An 18,570-nucleotide genomic window follows, 5' to 3' on the forward strand; every position below is an offset into this window, starting at 1 on the left:
AGAAACTCGACTCCGGCCAGCGGCGGCATCTCCAGAATGTCCATCGCCAGCACCCGGCCGCTGTCGCCGAGCGCCTTGCGCACGTACTGCGACCAGCCGCCGGGGGCGGCGCCCAGATCGACCACCACCATGCCCGGCTTGAGCAGCCGATCCCGGGCCAGCACCTCTTCCAGCTTGTAGGCGGCGCGCGAACGCATCCCTTCGGCCTGGGCCTTTTTGACGTAGGGGTCGTTGAAGTGTTCGCGCAACCAGCGCTGGCTGCTTTTGCTACGGGTGGCCATGGGCGGTCTCAGCCGTTGCTGCGACGGCTTGCTGAAGGCAGGGATGGAAGGGACTCATGATACCCTGAACCACCTTCCCCACCCGCTCAATCCTGCATGACCGTTGCCCTGACCTCCGCCCAGACCCGCTTCCTGCGTGGTCAGGCCCATGACCTGAAAGCCCTGCTTCAAATCGGCGCCAAAGGGGTGACCCCGGCATTCATCGCCGAGCTGAACGAGGTACTGGAGCGCCACGAGCTGGTCAAGGTCAAGGTCGGCGGTGATGATCGCGAAGCACGCGCGGCCACCGTCGATGAGCTGGTCTCGCTGACCCAGTCGGCACTGGTGCAGCGCATTGGCCACACCATCGTCCTGTACCGCCCCTCGCAGGAGCAGCGTCACATCGTGTTGCCACGCGCCTGAGGCACGTAGCGCCAAACACGGCCTACCCGGGTTCCGCTTCCCCATGCAGCTCAACCACGAACGCCCCGACTACGCTTACAGCCTGCGCGCCGCCGACGGCAGCCATGCCAAGGTCAACGACGTGTTATTGCAACGCAGCTTCATCCTGGCGCCCAATGATCTGATCGCGGAATGGCGTCCGATGCGGGTCGCCGATCTACAGGCGGCGGATCTGGAGCCTTTGCTGGCGCTGCAGCCAGAGGTCATCCTGCTCGGTACCGGCCAACGCCAGGTATTTCCACCGGCGGCAATCATCGCCGCCGGGCTGACCCGCGGGGTTGGCATCGAAGTCATGACCAATGCCGCCGCCGCACGCACCTTCAACGTGCTGGCCAGCGAAGCACGCCGGGTCGTGGCCGGGTTCCTGCTGGCAGCCACGGACGACTGAACCGCACCGGCATCGGCGCGCTGCGCCGAGCCGGTGTCCATCACCACATGCGTTGCCGCGACTTACTTGCGCGGCAGGTACGACAGCGGGTCGACCGGCTTGCCGTTGTAGCGGATTTCGAAATGCAGCATGTCGCGGGCGGCACCGGTACTGCCCATTTCGGCAATCTGTTGTCCGGCCTTGACGCTCTGGCCTTCATTGACCAGTCGCTTGCGATTGTGGCCATAGGCCGACAACCAGGTCTCGTTGTGCTTGACGATGATCAGCTCGCCATAACCGACCAGGCCGGCGCCGGAATACACCACCACGCCATCAGCGGTGGCCCGCACCGCCTGGCCACTGCTGCCAGCGATATCGATACCCTGCTTGCTGGCATCGCCGGCAGCGAAACGACCGATGACCACGCCGTCGGCTGGCCACCGCCAGCTGATGCCACTGGCCACTGGCGGCGGTGCCGGCGTCGCCGGGACCGGCTTGGGAGTGCTGCCGGTGGCCGGTTTGCTGCTTGGCTTGGCACTGCTGGCAGTGCTGCTGGTGCCGCCGCCGGTGGACGGATAAAGACGCAGGCTCTGGCCGGGATAAATGGTGTACGGCGCGCTGATGCCATTCCACTTGGCCAAGTCCTGGAAGGCGATGCCGTTGCGGAAGGCAATGCCGTACAGGGTATCGCCACGCTGGACCCGGGTGGACGCGCCGTACTTGGGCTGTGAGGCCGGGCGCGAGGCGCCAGGACTGTCGCGTACCACCGTGCTGCTGCCACAGCCTGCCAGTACGGCCATCGCCGCGCAGCACAACAGGGTTCCGATGAGCTTGGTCTTCAACTGCAATCCTCCTTCAAGCGTAATTTGCCTTCCATACCAACCAGCCGATCAGCGCCACCACCAGCGCGCTCGCGATCCAGCCCAGCGGTTCGATCCAGCGCCGCAGCATGGCTTCGGCACGCGGACCGAACAGGCGGATCAACAAGGCCAGCAGGTACACGCGCTTGCCGCGGCCGATCAGCATGCTCAGCACGTACTGTGGCATGGGGACGCCGACGATACCCGACGCCCAAGTAAACACCTTCATCGGTATCGGCATGAAACCGCCCAATACCAGGAACCAGAACACCGCCCACGGCGACTGCGCCATCTTCAGCTGGACGACCTCGATGCCCGCTTCGATGCTTTCGAGCATGCCCAGCGCAGCGAACATCGGCTTGAGTGCCTCGAAGGCGAAGTGGCCCAGCGCATAGCCAACCAGCGCACCGGCCATCGATCCGGCCAGGCTCAGGGTCGCGAACCAGAAACCGCGTTTGGGCTGGGCCACGCACATCGGTGCCAGCATCACTTCCGGCATGATCGGGAAGATGATTGCCTCGAAGAAACTCAACACCATCAGATAGGTGGGCGCCCGCCGGTGCCTTGCCCACTGGATTGCCCGCTCGTAAAGCGGCCCGAAGAGTTTCATCGATTCAATCCAGGGTGCCTGAAAGCAGGGGAACGAAAACCACCGGTGCCAGATGCTCTTCATCGACACTGCCGTCTTCGCGCTTGGTCAGCTTGACCAGCGTCTGCGAACCAGCACCGCCGACCGGCGCGACCAGGCTGGCACCGATTGCCAACTGATCAATCAATGCATCGACCAGCGCCGGCGCCGCGGCGGTCACCAGGATGCCGTCAAACGGGCCATGCTCGGGCCAGCCAATGCGGCCATCGTCATGCTTGCTGCGCACGTTGAGCCCCAGATGGCGAAAACGCTTGCGCGCCTGCCGCAACAGATCGCCGATGCGCTCGACGGTGTGCACTTCCAGCCCCAGCGCGGCCAGCACGGCACCCTGGTAGCCGGAGCCGGTGCCGATTTCCAGCACCTTGCGCGGCCGGGTCTGCATCAGCACTTCGGTCATCCGCGCCACCACCCAGGGCTGGGAGATGGTCTGGCTGTGGCCAATCGGCAGCGCGGTGTCTTCGTAGGCGCGGGTCGCCAGCGCCTCGTCGACGAACAGATGCCGTGGCACGGTGCGAATGGCGTTGAGTACGTTCTCGTCCTGGATGCCGTTCTCGCGCAGCCGCTCGACCAGGCGATCGCGCACCCGCTGCGAGGTCATGCCCATGCCCACCGACTCCGGCTGCAGCCGCAGCCGCGGGGTCATGCCGCGCCTCCCGAAGACGCATCCTCGAGCGCCGCCGCCAGGCCGTCGACCCAGCCAGCGACCTTTTCCAGCGCCTGGTAGCGGGTCAGATCGACATGAATCGGGGTAATCGAGATATTGCCGGTGCGCACAGCATGGAAATCGGTACCGGGACCGGCATCCTGTTCGCGGCCAGCCGGGCCAATCCAGTACACCGTGTTGCCGCGCGGATCCGGCTGCGGCACGCACGGCTCGGAGCGGTGGCGATTGCCCAGCCGGGTGACTTCGAAGCCAGCGACCTGATCCCATGGCAGGTCCGGCACATTGACGTTGAGAATGGTGTCCGCCGGCAGCGGATCGGCATTCAGGCGGGCGACGATTTCCACCGCCGCGCGCGCCGCGGTCTCGAAGTTACGCGGGTCGTGATCGCGACTGACCAGCGACACCGCCACCGACGGCAGGCCAAGGAAGCGCCCTTCCATCGCCGCCGACACCGTGCCGGAGTAAATCACGTCGTCGCCAAGGTTGGCGGCATTGTTGATGCCCGATACCACCATGTCCGGCTCGAACTCCAGCATCCCGGTCAACGCCAGGTGCACGCAGTCGGTCGGCGTGCCGGCGACGCTGGCGGTGTAATGATCGATGCGTTTGAGGCGGATGGGCAGATCCAGCGTCAATGAATTGCTGGCGCCTGAGCGATCGCGGTCCGGCGCCACCACGAAAACCTCGTGGCCGGCCGAGCGCAGTTGTTGTGCCAGGATGTTGATGCCGGGGGCGTCGACCCCGTCGTCGTTCGAAACCAGTACGCGCATGAGCTTCCTCTAGGACCGGCCCATGATACCGGAAGCCCGCGGCAGGTGACCGGGCTTGCGTCCAACGGCAGGCGCGGTAGGCTGGCCGGTATGCACGATGCCGACGAAAAAGACGACGACGCTGCGCTGTTCCTGCAGGCGATCGGCGCGGTCAAGCGCCTGCCACAGGCCGACGCGCCGCCGAGCAGGCCACGGCCGGCGCCGCGCGCGCGGATGGCCGAGCGCGACGAAGCCGATGCCCGTGGCGAGTTCCAGCAGGCGCTGGATTCGATGGCGCTGGTGCAGGCCGGAGACGTCTTGTCCTACCGGCGCGACAAGCTGCCGGCGCGGTTGATGCAACGGCTCAGGCGCGGGCAGTTTTCAGCGCAGGATGAGCTGGACCTGCATGGCGCCAGCATGCAGCAGGCCGAAGCGCTGTTGCGGGCATTCCTGGCCGAGGCGCATGCGCATGAATTTGGATGCGTGCGCATCATCCACGGCAAGGGCGGCCGCGCTGGCGGCGAACGGCCGGTGTTGAAGAATCTGGTCGACCAGCTGCTGCGCCATCGCAACGATGTGCTCGCGTTCCATTCGGCGCCGCCCAACCAGGGCGGTACCGGCGCGGTACTGGTGCTGCTGGCGCACCGCTGAGCAGCGCCGCGGAATGACGATTGCCGGGCTTATTCGGTATCGGGTGTGACGGCGACGATACGCCGCGGCTGGTTGACCCAGTTGACTTCCACGCCACGCATGCGAGCCTTGCGCTCGACTTCGGCGACATAGTCACTGTTGACCTGCACGCGGGTCTGCGGCAACGGCTGATCCGGCTGCAATGACGCGGTCTGGGTACTGGCACAGCCTGCCAGCAGCAGCACGGATGACGATAAAGCGGAAATGACGGACCACGTTTTCATGGCGATCTCCTGGCGTGGTTGCGGCCCGCCGGCCCCTCCGACAGGTCAACCTGTAGTTCCGCTTATACGCCGCTGGTCGGCGCCCGCCAGTGCCCTCAGTGGCTTTCCGACGAGCGGCGCCCGGCCTGGCCGGCGTCACTGACCGCACCCAGTTCATGCAGTACGGTGGTCGCATAGCTACCCGGCGGCAGGGCCAGGCGCAGCACCAGCACGTCATCGGCCGGCCATTGCCAGTCCAGATCGCCGACCGGCAAACGCAGGCTGCGGCGCTCCTGTTTCAGGCCTTCTTCTTCCAGGCCGGCGCGCAGGCGCAGCGAGCGCTCATCCGCCAGCGCCTCGGTTTCCAGTTGCGCGCAGGCAGCCTGGCTGCGCAGCTCACCGACGCCCCACAGCGGTCCGCTGGGATGGATGTCGAAACGCGCCAACCTTTCGGCCAGCTCATCGCTCCACGGCTCCGGGCCGAACACACTGCGACTGCCCTCCAGTGACCAGACTTCGCCGGTCATGCCGCGATCCCACAAGTCGGCGGCCACGCGCGTCGCCAGCACCTGGTTGAACAGCTGCGAGCGCGCCGCCGACAGCAGGATTGAACGCTCTTCGCGCCGCACGCCGCGCTGGCCGGCAAACATCTGCAGGGCGGAATCGACATTGTCGCCATCGCGGCCGAAACGCTGCTCACCAAACCAGTTGGGTACACCACGCGCGGCAATCTGTCGCAGCCGCTGCTCGATGAGCTCACGATTGCCCTGCACCTCGCGCAGGGTCAACACGAACCGGTTGCCGGCCAATGCACCACGCGGCAACTTGCGGTTGTGCCAGCTGGCATCCAGCACCTGCAGATCGTCGGACTGCAAGCCGGCCAGATCCGGCGCCACCCGCTTCGGCAGATGCACGCTGAAACGCTGCACGGTGACCGCATGCCTGTCCTTCAACCCGGCGTAGCTGACTGCGTGCTCGGGCAGGCCGGCCCATTTGGCGATCCGCTTGGCCGCGAACACCGTGTTCATGCCACGCTTCTGCACGTTCAGCAGCAGGTGTTCGCCTTCGCCGCTGGCGGCAAAACCGTGGATCTCTTCGACCCGGAAATCCTCCGGCGAGCAGCGCATCAACGCCGACAGCGCCGCATCGCCGTACGCACGTGGCAACGGCATGCTCATGCCCGCACCAGCAGTACCACCGCCTGCGCGGCGATGCCCTCGCCGCGGCCGCAGAAGCCGAGTTTTTCGGTGGTGGTGGCCTTGATGCTGAGTGCATCGACCGGCACCTGCAGATCATGCGCCAGCAGCGCGCGCATGGCATCGGCATGCGGCCCGACTTTCGGCCGTTCGCAGATGACGGTGATGTCGGCATTGCCCAGCGACCAGCCGCGTTCACCGATCAGATGCTGGCAATGGCGCAGGAAGCTGCGACTGTCGGCGCCTTTCCACTGCGGGTCCGACGGTGGGAAATGGCGGCCGATGTCCCCCAGCGCCAGCGCACCGAGCATGGCATCGCAAAGCGCATGGATGACCACGTCGCCGTCGCTGTGGGCCAGTACGCCGCGCTCATGCGCCACCTTCACTCCGCCCAGCATGATGTGGTCGCCAGGCCCGAAGGCGTGGACGTCATAGCCCTGGCCGATGCGAAACGATGGTGATGCAGGCATGTGGTTTTTCCAGAAGTCGGGGCCGCGCTGCGGCAGGGTCGATCATGTCAGCGCTCAAGCACCGCGCTGTCGCCATGGCTCATGGCTGACGTTGTGAGAGCAGGAACTCGAAACGCGCCAGATCCGCCGGGGTGGTGATCTTGAAGTTGTCTTCGGCGCCTTCGATCAGCAGCGGCCGATGGCCCAGCCGCTCCATCGCCATCGCCTCGTCGGTGACCTGCAGGCCGTCCTGCGCCGCCGCCTGCAGCGCACGGGTCAGTTGCAGCCGGCGGAACATCTGCGGCGTGAACGCGCGCCACAGCCGTTCGCGCGGCTCGGTGCGGTCGATGCCGCCATCATCACCGGCGCGCTTGAGGGTATCTCGCACCGGCGCGGCCAGGATGGCACCGACCGGGTCGGCACGACCGCGCTCCAGCAACTGGTTCAAGTCGTGCGCCGACAGGTTGGGCCGCGCGGCGTCATGGACCAGCACGAAATCATCGGCACGTACGTCATCGGGCAAGGCATGCAGTCCGGCCAGTACCGAATCTGCGCGGCTGCTGCCACCGATGCAGCTCAGCAGCGGCTTGTCATTGATCCGCTCCCAGCCCGGCCAATCGGCATCATCCTGCGCGATCGCCACCACCGCGCCTTCAACTGCCGGATGCATCAGCAGGGCTTGCAAGGTATGTTCCAGCAGGCTGCGACCGGCGACAGACAGATATTGCTTGGGCAACGGGGCGCCGAACCGGGTGCCGCGGCCGGCAGCGGGAATCACCGCCCAGAGGCCGGCCATCAAAGCGGCTCCTCGATATCGGTTTCGTTTTCCGCATCCGCATCCGCCGCGCTGGCGGCGTCGTTGCTCGCTGCGGCAGTGGTCGTCGTGGTCGGCGTGCCACCGGCCGGCTCGACCACGCGGTAGAACTTCTCGCCCGGCTTGATCATGCCCAGCTCGCTGCGCGCACGGTCCTCGACCGCGGCTTCGCCGGACTTCAGATCCTCGACTTCGGCAGCCAGCGCGGCATTGCGATCACGCAGGCCTTCGTTCTCGCGTTTCTGGTATTCCACCTGGTTTTCCAACGCCGCCACCTGGCCCGAATTGCCCGGGCCGAACCAGAACCGGTACTGCAGCCATCCCAGCAGCAGTACCAGCACCAGCAATACCCAGCGCCAGTTGCGCATGGCTTACTGCTTCAGCGATACGAACGCGTTGCGACCGGCGTAACGGGCAGCGGCGCCCAACGCTTCCTCGATGCGCAGCAACTGGTTGTACTTGGCCACGCGGTCGCTGCGACACAACGAACCGGTCTTGATCTGGGTCGCAGTGGTCGCCACCGCGATGTCGGCGATGGTGGTGTCTTCGGTTTCGCCGGAGCGGTGCGAGACGATCGCCGCATAACCGGCGTGGTCGGCCATGGCGATCGCTTCCAGGGTCTCGCTGAGGGTACCGATCTGGTTGACCTTGATCAGGATCGCGTTGGCGGTGCCGGACTCGATGCCTTCCTTGAAGATGCGCGGGTTGGTGACGAACAGATCATCACCCACCAGCTGCACCTTCTTGCCGATGCGATCGGTCAGCAGTTTCCAGCCCGCCCAGTCGTCTTCGGCCATGCCGTCTTCGATGGTGATGATCGGGTACTGCGCGGCCCAGTCGGCGAGGAAGTCGGTGAACTGCTCGCTGGTCAGGCGCTTGCCTTCGCCGACCAGGTGGTACTTGCCGTTGTCGTAGAACTCGCTGGAGGCCACGTCCAGGCCCAGCTGGATGTCTTCACCGGCCTTGTAACCGGCCTTGCCGATGGCTTCCAGGATGGTGTCGAGGGCTTCGACGTTGCTGCGGAAATCCGGCGCGAAACCGCCTTCGTCGCCGACCGCGGTGCTCAGGCCATGGCCCTTCAACACCGACTTCAGCGCGTGGAAGATTTCGGTGCCGGCGCGCAGCGATTCGGCAAAGCTGTCGAAGCCGACCGGCAACACCATGAATTCCTGCAGGTCGACGTTGTTGTCGGCATGCGCGCCGCCGTTGATGATGTTCATCATCGGCACCGGCAAGGTCACCGCACGACCGTTGGCCAGATGCTGCCACAGCGGCATTTTCTTCGACGCCGCCACCGCGTGCGCGTTGGCCAGCGACACCCCGAGCAGCGCGTTGGCGCCCAGGCGGCCCTTGTTCTCGGTGCCGTCAAGTTCAATCAGGCGACGATCCAGGCCTTCCTGATCCAGCGCATCGAAGCCCTTCAGCGCCGTGGCGATGGCATTGTTGACGTTGTCGACCGCGGTACGCACCCCCTTGCCCAGGTAGCGGGTCTTGTCGCCATCACGCAGTTCCACCGCCTCCTTGGTGCCGGTGGAGGCACCGGACGGCACCATGGCCCGGCCAAAGGAACCATCGGCAAGGGTGACTTCGGCTTCGAGGGTCGGGTTACCGCGGCTGTCGAGGATTTCGCGGGCGTGGATCTTGGCGATATTGGTCATCGTGTCGTCAGTAGGAAGTCAGAGGGAGGATTCGAGGAAACCATTCTTCTTGGTAATGCTGTCCAGCGCCAGCAGTGTCTCCAGCAGCGCTTCCATCTTGTCCAGCGGCCAGGCATTGGGGCCATCGGACAGCGCCTTGGCTGGGTCAGGATGGGTTTCGGCAAACAGCCCGGACACGCCCACCGCAACTGCGGCGCGCGCCAGTACCGGCACGAACTCGCGCTGGCCACCGGAACTGCTGCCCTGCCCGCCCGGCAACTGCACCGAATGGGTCGCATCAAACACCACCGGACAACCGGTATCGCGCATCACCGACAGGCTGCGCATGTCGCTGACCAGATTGTTGTAGCCGAAGCTGGCACCGCGTTCGCAGACCATGATGTCCTGGTTGCCGGTGGATTTGGCTTTCTCGACCACCGGCTTCATGTCCCATGGCGACAGGAACTGGCCCTTCTTGATGTTGACCGGCTTGCCGGCCGAACAGACCTTCCTGATGAAGTCGGTTTGGCGAACCAGGAATGCAGGGGTCTGCAGCACGTCGACCACCGAAGCCACTTCGTCCATCGGGGTGTATTCATGCACGTCGGTCAGCACTGGCACGCCAATCTGCTGCTTGACCGCGGCCAGCACCTTCAGGCCCTCTTCCATGCCGGGGCCGCGGAAGCTGGTTCCGGAGGTGCGGTTGGCCTTGTCGAAGCTGGACTTGAAGATGAAGTTCATCCCCAGCTTGCCGGTGATCTCCTTGAGCCGGCCAGCCACGTCCAGCTGCAGCTGCATCGATTCGATCACACACGGGCCGGCAATCAGGAACAACGGCTGGTCGAGGCCGACCTTGAAACCACACAGATTCATGCGCTTGCTTCCTTCAGTAGGCGGCCGCCGGCTTTCTTTTCGCGGGCGGCGCGGATGAATCCGATGAACAACGGATGGCCTTCGCGCGGCGTCGACAGGAACTCCGGATGGGCCTGGCAGGCCAGGAACCACGGATGCTGGCTGCGTGGCAGCTCGACCATTTCGACCAGCAGGTCATCCATCGACTTGGCCGAAATGACCAGGCCGGCGTCCTCCAGCTGGGTGCGGTAGCGGTTGTTGAATTCGTAACGGTGGCGGTGGCGTTCGCCGACCACGTCCTTGCCATACATCTCGTGGGCCAGGGTACCGGGCTTGATGCGCTGGTCCTGCAGGCCAAGACGCATGGTGCCGCCGAGGTCGGAGCGCTCGTCACGGGTTTCGACATCGCCGCTGGCGGTGCGCCACTCGGTGATCAGGCCAATCACCGGATGCGGCGACTGCTTGTCGTTTTCGGTGCTGTTGGCGTCGGCCAGACCGGCGACGTGGCGGGCGTAGTCGACCACCGCCGCCTGCATGCCGTAGCAGATGCCGAAGTACGGCACCTTGTTGTCGCGGGCGAAGCGCGAGGTCAGCACCTTGCCGTCAAAGCCGCGATCACCGAAGCCACCCGGCACCAGGATGCCGTCGACGTCCTTCAGCGCGGACAGGTCGCTGCCTTCCAGTTCCTGGGCCTCGATCCATTTCAGCCTGACCCGGGTCCGCTGGCGCAGGCCGCCATGCTTGAGTGCCTCGCCGACCGACTTGTAGGCGTCCTGGTGGTCGACGTACTTGCCGACCACGGCAATGGTGACCTCGTCCAGCGGATTGAGGGTGGCATCGACCGCCGCTTCCCATTCGGACAGATCCGCCGGCTTGGGCGCGTCCAGCCGGAATTGGTTGATGATGATCTCGTCCAGGCCCTGGTCGTGCAGGCCCAGCGGGATCTTGTACAGCACGTCAACGTCCTGCACGGTAATGACCGCACGTTCGGAGACGTTGGTGAACAAGGCAATCTTGCGCCGCTCCGAATCCGGCAGCGGTTGTTCGCTGCGGCACAACAGCACGTCGGGCTGGATACCGATGGAACGCAGCTCCTTGACCGAGTGCTGGGTCGGCTTGGTCTTCAGTTCGCCGGCGGCGGCGATGTACGGCACCAGTGTGAGGTGCATGAACAAAGCCTGCTCCGGGCCGCGCTCGGTGCGGATCTGGCGGATGGCCTCAAGGAACGGCAGCGATTCGATATCGCCGACGGTACCGCCGATTTCCACCAGCGCCACGTCGAAGCCCTGGGTGGCTTCGTCGATGCAACGGCGGATTTCGTCGGTGATATGCGGAATGACCTGCACGGTGGCGCCGAGATAGTCGCCACGGCGTTCCTTGCGGATGACGTTCTCGTAGATGCGACCGGTGGTAACCGAATTCTTGCGTGACAGGCGGGTATGGACAAAGCGCTCGTAATGGCCCAGGTCCAGGTCGGTCTCGGCGCCATCGTCGGTGACATAGACCTCGCCGTGCTGGAACGGGCTCATGGTGCCCGGATCGACGTTGATGTACGGATCCAGCTTCATCATCGTGACCTTGAGGCCACGGGCTTCGAGAATGGAGGCAAGCGAAGCGGCGGCAATGCCCTTGCCTAGCGAGGACACTACGCCGCCGGTTACGAAAATCAGGGGGGTCATGGCAGATGCATGTCCTTGAAAGCCACAGTTTACCGGCATTGCCGGCGTTCTAAAAGTGCGACGCCCCGCACGGGCGGGGCGTCGGATGTCGCCGGTCTGGCTGCAGAGCCTGTGACGGCGGGGGTTTCAGGCCACTCAGGGCTTTTCTTCTTCTTCCTCGGCACGACCAGCCTTGTTGGCATCGCCGGCCTTGGCACGCTGCGCGGCGGCGGCCTCGTTGGCGGCACGACGCTGGGCCTTGCGGGCGGCTTCGGGGTCTTCGGAAGCACTGGCCTGGGCGTTGGCGCTGGCGCCCTTGCCGGTCGGTTTGGACTGGGCAAACGCCACCGTCGCGCTCAGCGCCATCACGGCCACGCCACCCAGCAGCAGGAATTTGGTTGTCTTCATCAGCAGTCTCCTGTGGTGATACGGCAGGGATGGAGACTGTACAGGCAGTATGCAAGCCGCCCCATCCATGCCCGTTCATCGTAGTGCCAGGCGCCCCGACTGCCCCTGAACGTGCAAAAAAAATGGCCAGGCCGCACACTTTCCCTCTAACCGCTGGAACCGTCACACATCACATGAGTAGTCGCTACAACGCCGCTGACATTGAAGTCCTCTCTGGTCTGGATCCGGTCAAGCGCCGGCCGGGCATGTACACCGACACCTCGCGGCCCAACCACCTGGCCCAGGAAGTCATCGACAACGCGGTCGACGAAGCACTGGCCGGGCACGCACGCGAGATCGAAGTCACCCTGTTCAAGGATGGCAGCTGCGAAGTCAGCGACGATGGCCGCGGCATGCCGGTCGACATCCATCCGGAAGAAAAAATCCCCGGCGTCGAATTGATCCTCACCCGCCTGCATGCCGGCGGCAAGTTCAGCAATCGCAACTACACCTTCAGCGGCGGCCTGCATGGCGTCGGCGTGTCGGTGGTCAATGCGCTGTCGAAGAAAGTGGAACTGTTCATCAAGCGCGAAGGCAACGAATACCGGATGGAATTCCGTGACGGTGACGCCGCCTCGGCGCTGGAGACCGTCGGCACGGTCGGCAAGAAGAACACCGGCACCCGGCTGCGCTTCTGGGCCGATCCCAAGTATTTCGACACGCCCAAGTTCAACGTGCGCGCCCTGCGCCACCTGCTGCGCGCCAAGGCGGTGCTGTGCCCGGGACTGACCGTCAACCTGTTTGACGAAGCCAGCGGCGAGCGCGACCGCTGGCATTACGAGGATGGGCTGCGCGATTACCTGCTTGGTGAAATGCAGGGCCGCGAAATGCTGCCGCCGGAATTGTTCGTCGGCCAGCTGAAGAAAGACACCGAAATCGTCGACTGGGCGGTGGCCTGGGTGCCGGAAGGCGAGATGGTCCAGGAGAGCTACGTCAACCTGATTCCGACCGCCCAGCACGGTACCCACGTCAACGGCCTGCGCAGCGGTTTCACCGACGCCTTGCGCGAGTTCTGCGATTTCCGCAACCTGCTGCCACGCGGGGTCAAGCTGGCGCCGGAAGATGTCTGGGACCGGGTCAGTTTCGTGCTGTCGCTGAAGATGACCGACCCGCAGTTCAGTGGCCAGACCAAGGAACGCCTGTCGTCACGCCAGGCCGCCGGTTTCATCGAAGGCGCCGCGCATGATGCATTCAGTCTGTTCCTCAACCAGCATGTCGAGATGGGCGAGAAGATTGCCCAGTTGGCGATCGAACGCGCCAGCGCGCGATTGAAGACCGAAAAGCAGATCGTCCGCAAGAAAGTCACCCAGGGCCCGGCCCTGCCCGGCAAGCTGGCCGATTGCATCAGTCAGGATCTGTCGCGCACCGAATTGTTCCTGGTTGAAGGCGATTCGGCTGGCGGCAGCGCCAAGCAGGCGCGCGACAAGGATTTCCAGGCGATCATGCCGCTGCGCGGCAAGATCCTGAATACCTGGGAAGTCGCCTCCGGCAGCGTGCTGGGTTCGCAGGAAGTGCACGATCTGGCAGTGGCGATTGGCTGCGACCCGGGCAAGGACGATATCTCCGGGCTGCGTTACGGCAAGGTCGTGATTCTGGCCGATGCCGACTCCGATGGCCTGCATATCGCGACCTTGCTGACCGCGCTGTTCCTCAGGCATTTCCCGACCCTGGTCGATGCTGGCCACGTGTTCGTGGCGATGCCGCCGCTGTTCCGCGTCGACGTCGGCAAACAGGTGTTCTACGCATTGGACGAGGAAGAAAAGCGCCTGCTGCTGGAGAAGATCGCCCGCGAGAAGATCAAGGGCGCGGTCAATGTCACCCGCTTCAAGGGCCTGGGTGAAATGAACGCCTCGCAGCTGCGCGAATCAACCATCCATCCCGACACCCGCCGGCTGGTGCAGCTGACTGTCGACGATGGCGACCAGACCCATTCGTTGATGGACATGCTGCTGGGCAAGAAGCGCGCCGGCGATCGCAAGGCATGGCTGGAGAACAAGGGCGATCTGGCTTCGCTGGAAGTCTGAGCGCACGGCCGGAAAGCGGACTGCGTCGCCTGTGTCTGCCAGGCAGGCGATTGCAGGCGTGGATGCCTTACAACCGTGGTGGCAAACACGCGTTCTCCGCTGCCCGGACCTTGCGGCTTAATCACCTGCACTAGCGCGCCTAGCGGCGCGTCACCAGCACCACCCCGGCCAACACCAGTACCGTGCCGGCCACCTGCCACGGCCCCATCGGTTCGCCCAGCAGCAGCACGCTGAGCACGATGGTCGAAACCGGACCGAGCATGCCGATCTGCGCCGCCAGTGCCGAACCGATCCGCGCCACCGCCATCATCACCGCCAATACCGGCAGCACCGTGCAGACGGTGCCGTTGATCAGGGACAGCAGGTAGACCTGTGGCGCCAGTTGCAGATCCGCCAGTGGCCGGGTCAGCAGGAACTGGCCGATGCACAACACGCAGGCCACGCTGCTGGCATAGGCGGTCAGGCGCACCGCGCCGACCAGCTGCACCAGTTCGCCGCTGCCAATCAGGTACAACGCGTAGGACAACGCACTGGCGAACACCAGCACGCTGCCGACCATCACGTTGCTGCCGCCGACTTCAAGGTCATGCCCCACCGCCAGCACAACGCCGGCATAACAGACCGCCATGGCCAGCAGCTGCCGGCGCGAGATCCGGCGCTTGTACAGCAACCAGCCCAGCAACAACACCAGGGTCGGATTGAGGTACAGAATCAAACGTTCCAGCGTCGCGGTGATGTGCTGCAGGCCGGCGAAATCGAGAAAACTGGCCAGGTAATAGCCAAGGAATCCGAGTACCGCAATCCGCCAGCGATCACCGCGGGCCAGCGGCGGATAGCGCCGGTAGGCCCATGCCGCCATCGCCAGGAACAGCGGGAAGGCCACCAGCATGCGCAGCGCCAACAGGGTGATCGCATCGACCGGATAGTGGTAGGCCAGCTTGACGATGATGGCCTTGCCGGAAAAGGCGATGGCGCCAAACGCGGCCAGCAGTACCCCACCGAGGTTGCCGCGTGCCAGGTGCGCGATCCGCGCATGGCCGCTGTCGAGATCCTCGGCGACTTCGCTGGGAGCCACATCCAGCGGCTGCGCCAGCTGGCGCTCCTGGCCCGCGTCATCAACCTGCCCGGCCGGCGGTTGACTCACAGCGTGCAGGCCAGCAGTTGCCGGATCAGCTGCTGCAGCGCCTGGGCCTTTTCCGGCTGGTATTCAAAGCTGTCTTCATCCATGTAGTTGCATTGCGCCAGTTCCAGTTGCACCGCCTGCACGCCCTGCGCCGGCTGCCCGTAATGGCGGGTGATGTAGCCACCCTTGAAGCGGCCGTTGAGCACATGGCTGTAGCGCTGCTGTGCATCCAGCACCTGCTGCAGGCTGGCCTGCAAGCGTGGCGAGCAGCTGTGGCCGGCGGCGGTGCCCAGGTTGATGTCCGGCAGGCGGCCTTCGAACAGGAACGGGACCACGCTGCGAATCGAATGTCCCTCCCACAACACCGCGCGGCCATGGGCGGCGCGCAGGCGTTCGAGTTCGGCGGCCAACGCCTGGTGATAGGGCTGCCAGTAATCACGGACCCGTTGTTCGACTTCCCGGGGCTCGGGCTCGGCGCCGGGCCGGTACACCGGTTGCCCGCTGAACTGCACGATCGGGCACAGGCCGGTGGTGTTCTGGCCCGGATACAGCGAGACATCATCCGGCGGCCGGTTGAGGTCGACGACGTAGCGCGAATGCCGGGGCACGATGATCGAAGCGCCCATGTCCCTCGCGAACGCATACAGCCTGGACACATGCCAGTCGGTGTCCGGCACCTTGCGCGCCGAGTCGGTCAGGCGTGCGGCGATGTCATCCGGAACGTGGCTGCCGTCGTGCGGCAGGCTGATCAGCAGCGGGACGCTGCCACGGTGCAGGTCGAAGATGGTGTCCATCGTTGCATTCTACGGCGCCGCACCCGGCCCGGCTAACGCTCACCGCTGTGCCTTGAGGTCACGCGATATCAGCGCAGCAGTACCACTTCCTCGGCCGAGGTCGGGTGGATCGCCACGGTCTCTTCCAGATCCCGGCGCCGGATGCCTTTCTTGATCGCCACCGCGAAGCCCTGCAGGATTTCATCGGCGGCCTCGCCCAGCAGGTGCAGGCCAACCACGGTTTCCTCCTCGCCCACGCAGACCAGTTTGAACAGGCTGCGCTGCGGTGAGTCGGCCAGTGCATCCAGCATCGGCCGGAACGAGGCCTTGAACACCTTGACCTGGTCGCCATGTCTTTCGCGGGCCTGTTTCTCGCTCAGGCCCACCGTGCCCAACGGCGGATGCGCGAACACGACCGTCGCCACGTTGGTGTAATCCAGGCGGGCGTCGGCATGTCCGGCGAACAGGCGATCCATCAACCGGCGTGCGGCGCCAATCGCGACCGGCGTCAGTGCCAGCTCGGACGCCACGTCGCCAACGGCATGGATGCCTCCGGCGCTGGTGTCCTGGTATTCGTTGACCTGGATGTGTCCGGAGCCGGTCAACGTCACACCGGCCGCCTCCAGTCCCAACTGGTGCGTATTCGGCTGGCGACCGGTCGCGAACAGTACCTGGTCATAGCGCTGCCGCTGGCCTTGCTTGTCCACTGTCTGTACGCCGCCGGCCGGGTGTTTTTCCAGCGCCTGCAACGAATAATCGAAGTGCAGGTGGATGCCGTGCTGTCGGCTGTTTTCCGCCAGCGCATCGGTCAGGTCATCATCGAACTCCTTCAACAACCGTGCGCCGCGCACCAGCATGTCAACGTGGCTGCCCAGCGCCTGCAGCACGCCTGCCAGTTCCACCGCGATGTAGCCGCCACCGACGACCGCCACCCGCGCTGGCGGATCGCACAGGTTGAAGAAATCGTCCGAGGTGCCAGCCAGTTCGGCACCGCTGATCGCCGGGCGGGTCGGGTAGCCGCCGGTCGCCAGCAGGATATGCCGGGCCCGCAGCAGGTTGCCGGTATCGGTCAGCACCTTGCCATCGCCCTGCAACTGCCCGCGGCAGGGCATCCACATGATGCCGCCTTCATCCAGCCGCTTGCGGTAGCTGGCATGGATGCCGCTGATGTAACGCTGGCGGTTGACGATGAATTCCTTCCAATCCAGCTGTGGTGGCCCGCCGCTGAAGCCCAGCGCCGGGCCCATCTGGAATTTCTGCGCCAGGCCGGCCGCCAGCCACATCGCTTTCTTCGGTACGCAGCCGACATTGACACAGGTGCCACCGAGCGGTCCCGGTTCCAGCACCGCCACACGGGCGCCATGACCGGCGGCACGAAACGCACCGGCAAGTCCACCGGAGCCGCCGCCAATCACCACCAGATCAAACTCGTTCATGCGCATCTCTCCACTCGATAGGGGCGCGGGTCGAAGGCCGGACTGCGACCGGTCATCAAGTCCGCCATCAACTGGCCACTGCCGGTACTCATGCTGATGCCCAACATGCCATGGCCGGCGGCGATCCAGAGCCTTGAATGGCCAGGCGCACGACCGAGCAGTGGCACGTCATCGTAGGTCATCGGTCGCCAACCGGCCCAGCGCTCCTGTACCTGGGTGCCGGCCGGTTCGCGTAGATACTCCTGCGCGGCCCGTTCCAGCGCGGCCAGCCGTCGCGGGTTCAGAGTGCTGTCGTAGCCGGAGAATTCCATCGTGCTGCCCAGCCGGAAGCCGCTGTCCCATGCGGTCACGCAGACCGAGCGGTCCTTCAGCACCATCGGCCGCCGCGGCACCAGCGATGGGCGCGAATAAGTGATCGAATAACCCTTGCCCGGCTGCACCGGCAGCGTCAATCGCAGCTGTGCCAGCAACGCCGGCGACCACGCACCCAGCGCGACCACGCAGTCACGTGACCAGAATCGTTCGGCCGAGGTGCTGACATCCACGCCAGCAGACTGCGGCTGAAGCGACTGTACTTTGCAGTGTTCCTCGATGATGCCACCGCGTTCGCGCAGCGCGCGCGCCAGTTCCGCCACGTAACGATCCGGGCGCAGTCGTGCATCATCGGGGAATCGGATCGCGCCGACGATACCGTCGCGCAACGCCGGCTCCTGGCGCAGGTAGTCATCGGCGGCGATGAATTCGCTGCGCACGCCCCACTCGCGCAGCGCTTCGCATTCGTCAAGATTGCGTTGCAGGTTGGCCGGGTCACGGAACACGTAGTCCAGTCCCTGTTCGGCGAACTCGCACTGCAGCTGATAACGTTCAATCCATTGCCGCAGTCGCTGCCGTGAGTCATTGAGGATCGCGGCGCGTGCCTGCGTGCTGTCGCGCCAGTCATCCGGATTGCAACGCCGCGAGAACTTCAGCAGCCAGGACCACAACGCCGGATCCACGCGCGGTTTAAGGTACAGCGGTGCATCCGGCGTCAACATCCAGCGCAGTGCCTTGCCGATGACGCCAGCTGCGGCCAGCGGTGGCGCATGGCTGGGGGTGATGGTGCCGCAGTTGCCATGCGACGCGCCACTGCCGACCGTCCTGGCTTCGAGAATGCGTACGGAGCGCCCGGCTTCGAGCAGGGCCAGGCCGGTCGCCAGGCCAATCGCACCGGCGCCGAGGATGAGTACGTCGTCTTGTTCTCGGGTCACGGCCACAGTC

The 18,570-nt window shown here is 65.0% G+C and carries 22 protein-coding genes; 4 read left to right on the forward strand and 18 right to left on the reverse strand.

Going from position 1 to position 18,570, the window contains the following annotated elements; all coding sequences use genetic code 11:
* Positions 1–281 (reverse strand): SAM-dependent methyltransferase (locus ABB29_RS15150; protein WP_281177439.1); only part of this gene is annotated, 281 nt, incomplete at its 3' end.
* Positions 282–377: 96 nt separating this feature from the next.
* On the opposite strand from ABB29_RS15150, the gene yhbY reads away from it, so the two are divergent.
* Together yhbY and ABB29_RS15160 are read left to right on the forward strand one after the other, a co-directional pair.
* Positions 378–683, forward strand: coding sequence for a ribosome assembly RNA-binding protein YhbY (gene yhbY / locus ABB29_RS15155; protein ID WP_057660552.1), 306 nt, complete (start codon positions 378–380; stop codon positions 681–683).
* Positions 684–726: 43 nt separating this feature from the next.
* Entirely contained in the window at positions 727–1,110 is a 384-nt protein-coding gene (locus tag ABB29_RS15160; protein WP_057660553.1) for an Mth938-like domain-containing protein, read from the forward strand.
* Between the two features lie 62 nt (positions 1,111–1,172).
* Here ABB29_RS15160 and ABB29_RS15165 read toward each other — a convergent pair whose 3' ends face one another.
* The 4 genes from ABB29_RS15165 to surE are packed head-to-tail and all read right to left on the reverse strand — an operon-like array spanning position 1,173 to position 4,032.
* Entirely contained in the window at positions 1,173–1,889 is a 717-nt protein-coding gene (locus ABB29_RS15165; protein ID WP_057660614.1) for a peptidoglycan DD-metalloendopeptidase family protein, read from the reverse strand.
* Positions 1,890–1,944: 55 nt separating this feature from the next.
* Entirely contained in the window at positions 1,945–2,559 is a 615-nt protein-coding gene (locus ABB29_RS15170; RefSeq protein ID WP_057660555.1) for a YqaA family protein, read from the reverse strand.
* A 4-nt stretch (positions 2,560–2,563) separates the two neighbouring features.
* Complete coding sequence (locus ABB29_RS15175; RefSeq protein WP_057660558.1) at positions 2,564–3,241, reverse strand: protein-L-isoaspartate(D-aspartate) O-methyltransferase; 678 nt, start codon at positions 3,239–3,241, stop codon at positions 2,564–2,566.
* Complete coding sequence (surE, locus tag ABB29_RS15180; protein WP_057660559.1) at positions 3,238–4,032, reverse strand: 5'/3'-nucleotidase SurE; 795 nt, start codon at positions 4,030–4,032, stop codon at positions 3,238–3,240. Before surE ends, ABB29_RS15175 begins: the two co-directional genes overlap by 4 nt.
* 90 nt (positions 4,033–4,122) lie before the next feature.
* On the opposite strand from surE, the gene ABB29_RS15185 reads away from it, so the two are divergent.
* Positions 4,123–4,662, forward strand: coding sequence for a Smr/MutS family protein (locus tag ABB29_RS15185; protein ID WP_057660561.1), 540 nt, complete (start codon positions 4,123–4,125; stop codon positions 4,660–4,662).
* Positions 4,663–4,691: 29 nt separating this feature from the next.
* Here the strand turns inward: ABB29_RS15185 and ABB29_RS15190 are convergent, their stop codons facing one another.
* The 9 genes from ABB29_RS15190 to ABB29_RS15230 all read right to left on the reverse strand — a co-directional run bounded on the left by ABB29_RS15190 (position 4,692) and on the right by ABB29_RS15230 (position 11,918).
* On the reverse strand, positions 4,692–4,925 hold the full coding sequence (locus tag ABB29_RS15190; RefSeq protein ID WP_157062689.1) for a hypothetical protein: 234 nt from the start codon (positions 4,923–4,925) through the stop codon (positions 4,692–4,694).
* Positions 4,926–5,020: 95 nt separating this feature from the next.
* Positions 5,021–6,082: a tRNA pseudouridine(13) synthase TruD gene (gene truD / locus ABB29_RS15195; RefSeq protein ID WP_057660565.1), complete on the reverse strand. Its 1,062-nt coding sequence runs from the start codon at positions 6,080–6,082 to the stop codon at positions 5,021–5,023.
* Positions 6,079–6,570, reverse strand: coding sequence for a 2-C-methyl-D-erythritol 2,4-cyclodiphosphate synthase (ispF, locus tag ABB29_RS15200; RefSeq protein WP_057660567.1), 492 nt, complete (start codon positions 6,568–6,570; stop codon positions 6,079–6,081). Before ispF ends, truD begins: the two co-directional genes overlap by 4 nt.
* A gap of 79 nt (positions 6,571–6,649) precedes the next feature.
* The gene (gene ispD, locus ABB29_RS15205) at positions 6,650–7,345 is read right to left on the reverse strand and encodes a 2-C-methyl-D-erythritol 4-phosphate cytidylyltransferase (protein ID WP_057660569.1); all 696 of its coding nucleotides are present in this window, start codon (positions 7,343–7,345) and stop codon (positions 6,650–6,652) included.
* Positions 7,345–7,731, reverse strand: a complete 387-nt coding sequence (gene ftsB / locus ABB29_RS15210; protein WP_057660571.1) for a cell division protein FtsB — start codon at positions 7,729–7,731, stop codon at positions 7,345–7,347. The genes ispD and ftsB overlap by 1 nt, the downstream gene beginning before the upstream one ends.
* A gap of 3 nt (positions 7,732–7,734) precedes the next feature.
* Positions 7,735–9,021, reverse strand: a complete 1,287-nt coding sequence (eno, locus tag ABB29_RS15215; RefSeq protein ID WP_057660573.1) for a phosphopyruvate hydratase — start codon at positions 9,019–9,021, stop codon at positions 7,735–7,737.
* 18 nt (positions 9,022–9,039) lie between these two features.
* A complete protein-coding gene (gene kdsA / locus ABB29_RS15220; RefSeq protein WP_057660575.1) occupies positions 9,040–9,873 on the reverse strand; it encodes a 3-deoxy-8-phosphooctulonate synthase in 834 nt (277 codons plus the stop codon).
* Positions 9,870–11,531, reverse strand: coding sequence for a CTP synthase (locus ABB29_RS15225; protein WP_057660576.1), 1,662 nt, complete (start codon positions 11,529–11,531; stop codon positions 9,870–9,872). The genes kdsA and ABB29_RS15225 overlap by 4 nt, the downstream gene beginning before the upstream one ends.
* A gap of 135 nt (positions 11,532–11,666) precedes the next feature.
* Positions 11,667–11,918 carry a hypothetical protein gene (locus tag ABB29_RS15230; protein ID WP_057660578.1) on the reverse strand — a complete coding sequence of 84 codons (252 nt, stop codon included), beginning with the start codon at positions 11,916–11,918 and terminating at the stop codon, positions 11,667–11,669.
* 173 nt (positions 11,919–12,091) lie between these two features.
* Here ABB29_RS15230 and parE point away from each other — a divergent pair, with 173 nt between their 5' ends.
* Positions 12,092–13,981, forward strand: a complete 1,890-nt coding sequence (gene parE, locus ABB29_RS15235) for a DNA topoisomerase IV subunit B (RefSeq protein ID WP_057660580.1) — start codon at positions 12,092–12,094, stop codon at positions 13,979–13,981.
* Positions 13,982–14,120: 139 nt separating this feature from the next.
* Here the strand turns inward: parE and ABB29_RS15240 are convergent, their stop codons facing one another.
* From ABB29_RS15240 to ABB29_RS15255, 4 genes are all read right to left on the reverse strand, one after another.
* Positions 14,121–15,008, reverse strand: coding sequence for a DMT family transporter (locus ABB29_RS15240; RefSeq protein WP_245622652.1), 888 nt, complete (start codon positions 15,006–15,008; stop codon positions 14,121–14,123).
* 113 nt (positions 15,009–15,121) lie between these two features.
* Positions 15,122–15,898 (reverse strand): N-formylglutamate deformylase, encoded by a 777-nt coding sequence (gene hutG, locus ABB29_RS15245; RefSeq protein ID WP_057660582.1) that lies wholly within the window; start codon positions 15,896–15,898, stop codon positions 15,122–15,124.
* Positions 15,899–15,966: 68 nt separating this feature from the next.
* Positions 15,967–17,319: a glutathione-disulfide reductase gene (gene gorA / locus ABB29_RS15250; protein ID WP_057660584.1), complete on the reverse strand. Its 1,353-nt coding sequence runs from the start codon at positions 17,317–17,319 to the stop codon at positions 15,967–15,969.
* Entirely contained in the window at positions 17,310–18,560 is a 1,251-nt protein-coding gene (locus tag ABB29_RS15255; protein WP_157062690.1) for an NAD(P)/FAD-dependent oxidoreductase, read from the reverse strand. The genes gorA and ABB29_RS15255 overlap by 10 nt, the downstream gene beginning before the upstream one ends.
* Positions 18,561–18,570: the final 10 nt, after the last annotated feature.

Source organism: Pseudoxanthomonas dokdonensis, assembly GCF_001431405.1.
GTDB classification, from domain to species: domain Bacteria; phylum Pseudomonadota; class Gammaproteobacteria; order Xanthomonadales; family Xanthomonadaceae; genus Pseudoxanthomonas_A; species Pseudoxanthomonas_A dokdonensis.

What these genes read in the sequence shown, in the direction of transcription:
- ABB29_RS15170 (WP_057660555.1), bottom strand. Translation starts at nt 2,559, where the DNA reads ATGAAACTCTTCGGGCCGCTTTACGAGCGGGCAATCCAGTGGGCAAGG.
- ispD (WP_057660569.1), bottom strand. Translation starts at nt 7,345, where the DNA reads ATGGCCGGCCTCTGGGCGGTGATTCCCGCTGCCGGCCGCGGCACCCGG.
- surE (WP_057660559.1), bottom strand. Translation starts at nt 4,032, where the DNA reads ATGCGCGTACTGGTTTCGAACGACGACGGGGTCGACGCCCCCGGCATC.
- truD (WP_057660565.1), bottom strand. Translation starts at nt 6,082, where the DNA reads ATGAGCATGCCGTTGCCACGTGCGTACGGCGATGCGGCGCTGTCGGCG.
- ABB29_RS15185 (WP_057660561.1), top strand. Translation starts at nt 4,123, where the DNA reads ATGCACGATGCCGACGAAAAAGACGACGACGCTGCGCTGTTCCTGCAG.
- ispF (WP_057660567.1), bottom strand. Translation starts at nt 6,570, where the DNA reads ATGCCTGCATCACCATCGTTTCGCATCGGCCAGGGCTATGACGTCCAC.
- eno (WP_057660573.1), bottom strand. Translation starts at nt 9,021, where the DNA reads ATGACCAATATCGCCAAGATCCACGCCCGCGAAATCCTCGACAGCCGC.
- gorA (WP_057660584.1), bottom strand. Translation starts at nt 17,319, where the DNA reads ATGCGCATGAACGAGTTTGATCTGGTGGTGATTGGCGGCGGCTCCGGT.
- parE (WP_057660580.1), top strand. Translation starts at nt 12,092, where the DNA reads ATGAGTAGTCGCTACAACGCCGCTGACATTGAAGTCCTCTCTGGTCTG.
- ABB29_RS15160 (WP_057660553.1), top strand. Translation starts at nt 727, where the DNA reads ATGCAGCTCAACCACGAACGCCCCGACTACGCTTACAGCCTGCGCGCC.
- ftsB (WP_057660571.1), bottom strand. Translation starts at nt 7,731, where the DNA reads ATGCGCAACTGGCGCTGGGTATTGCTGGTGCTGGTACTGCTGCTGGGA.
- kdsA (WP_057660575.1), bottom strand. Translation starts at nt 9,873, where the DNA reads ATGAATCTGTGTGGTTTCAAGGTCGGCCTCGACCAGCCGTTGTTCCTG.
- ABB29_RS15175 (WP_057660558.1), bottom strand. Translation starts at nt 3,241, where the DNA reads ATGACCCCGCGGCTGCGGCTGCAGCCGGAGTCGGTGGGCATGGGCATG.
- hutG (WP_057660582.1), bottom strand. Translation starts at nt 15,898, where the DNA reads ATGGACACCATCTTCGACCTGCACCGTGGCAGCGTCCCGCTGCTGATC.
- ABB29_RS15230 (WP_057660578.1), bottom strand. Translation starts at nt 11,918, where the DNA reads ATGAAGACAACCAAATTCCTGCTGCTGGGTGGCGTGGCCGTGATGGCG.
- ABB29_RS15225 (WP_057660576.1), bottom strand. Translation starts at nt 11,531, where the DNA reads ATGACCCCCCTGATTTTCGTAACCGGCGGCGTAGTGTCCTCGCTAGGC.
- ABB29_RS15165 (WP_057660614.1), bottom strand. Translation starts at nt 1,889, where the DNA reads ATGGCCGTACTGGCAGGCTGTGGCAGCAGCACGGTGGTACGCGACAGT.
- ABB29_RS15190 (WP_157062689.1), bottom strand. Translation starts at nt 4,925, where the DNA reads ATGAAAACGTGGTCCGTCATTTCCGCTTTATCGTCATCCGTGCTGCTG.
- yhbY (WP_057660552.1), top strand. Translation starts at nt 378, where the DNA reads ATGACCGTTGCCCTGACCTCCGCCCAGACCCGCTTCCTGCGTGGTCAG.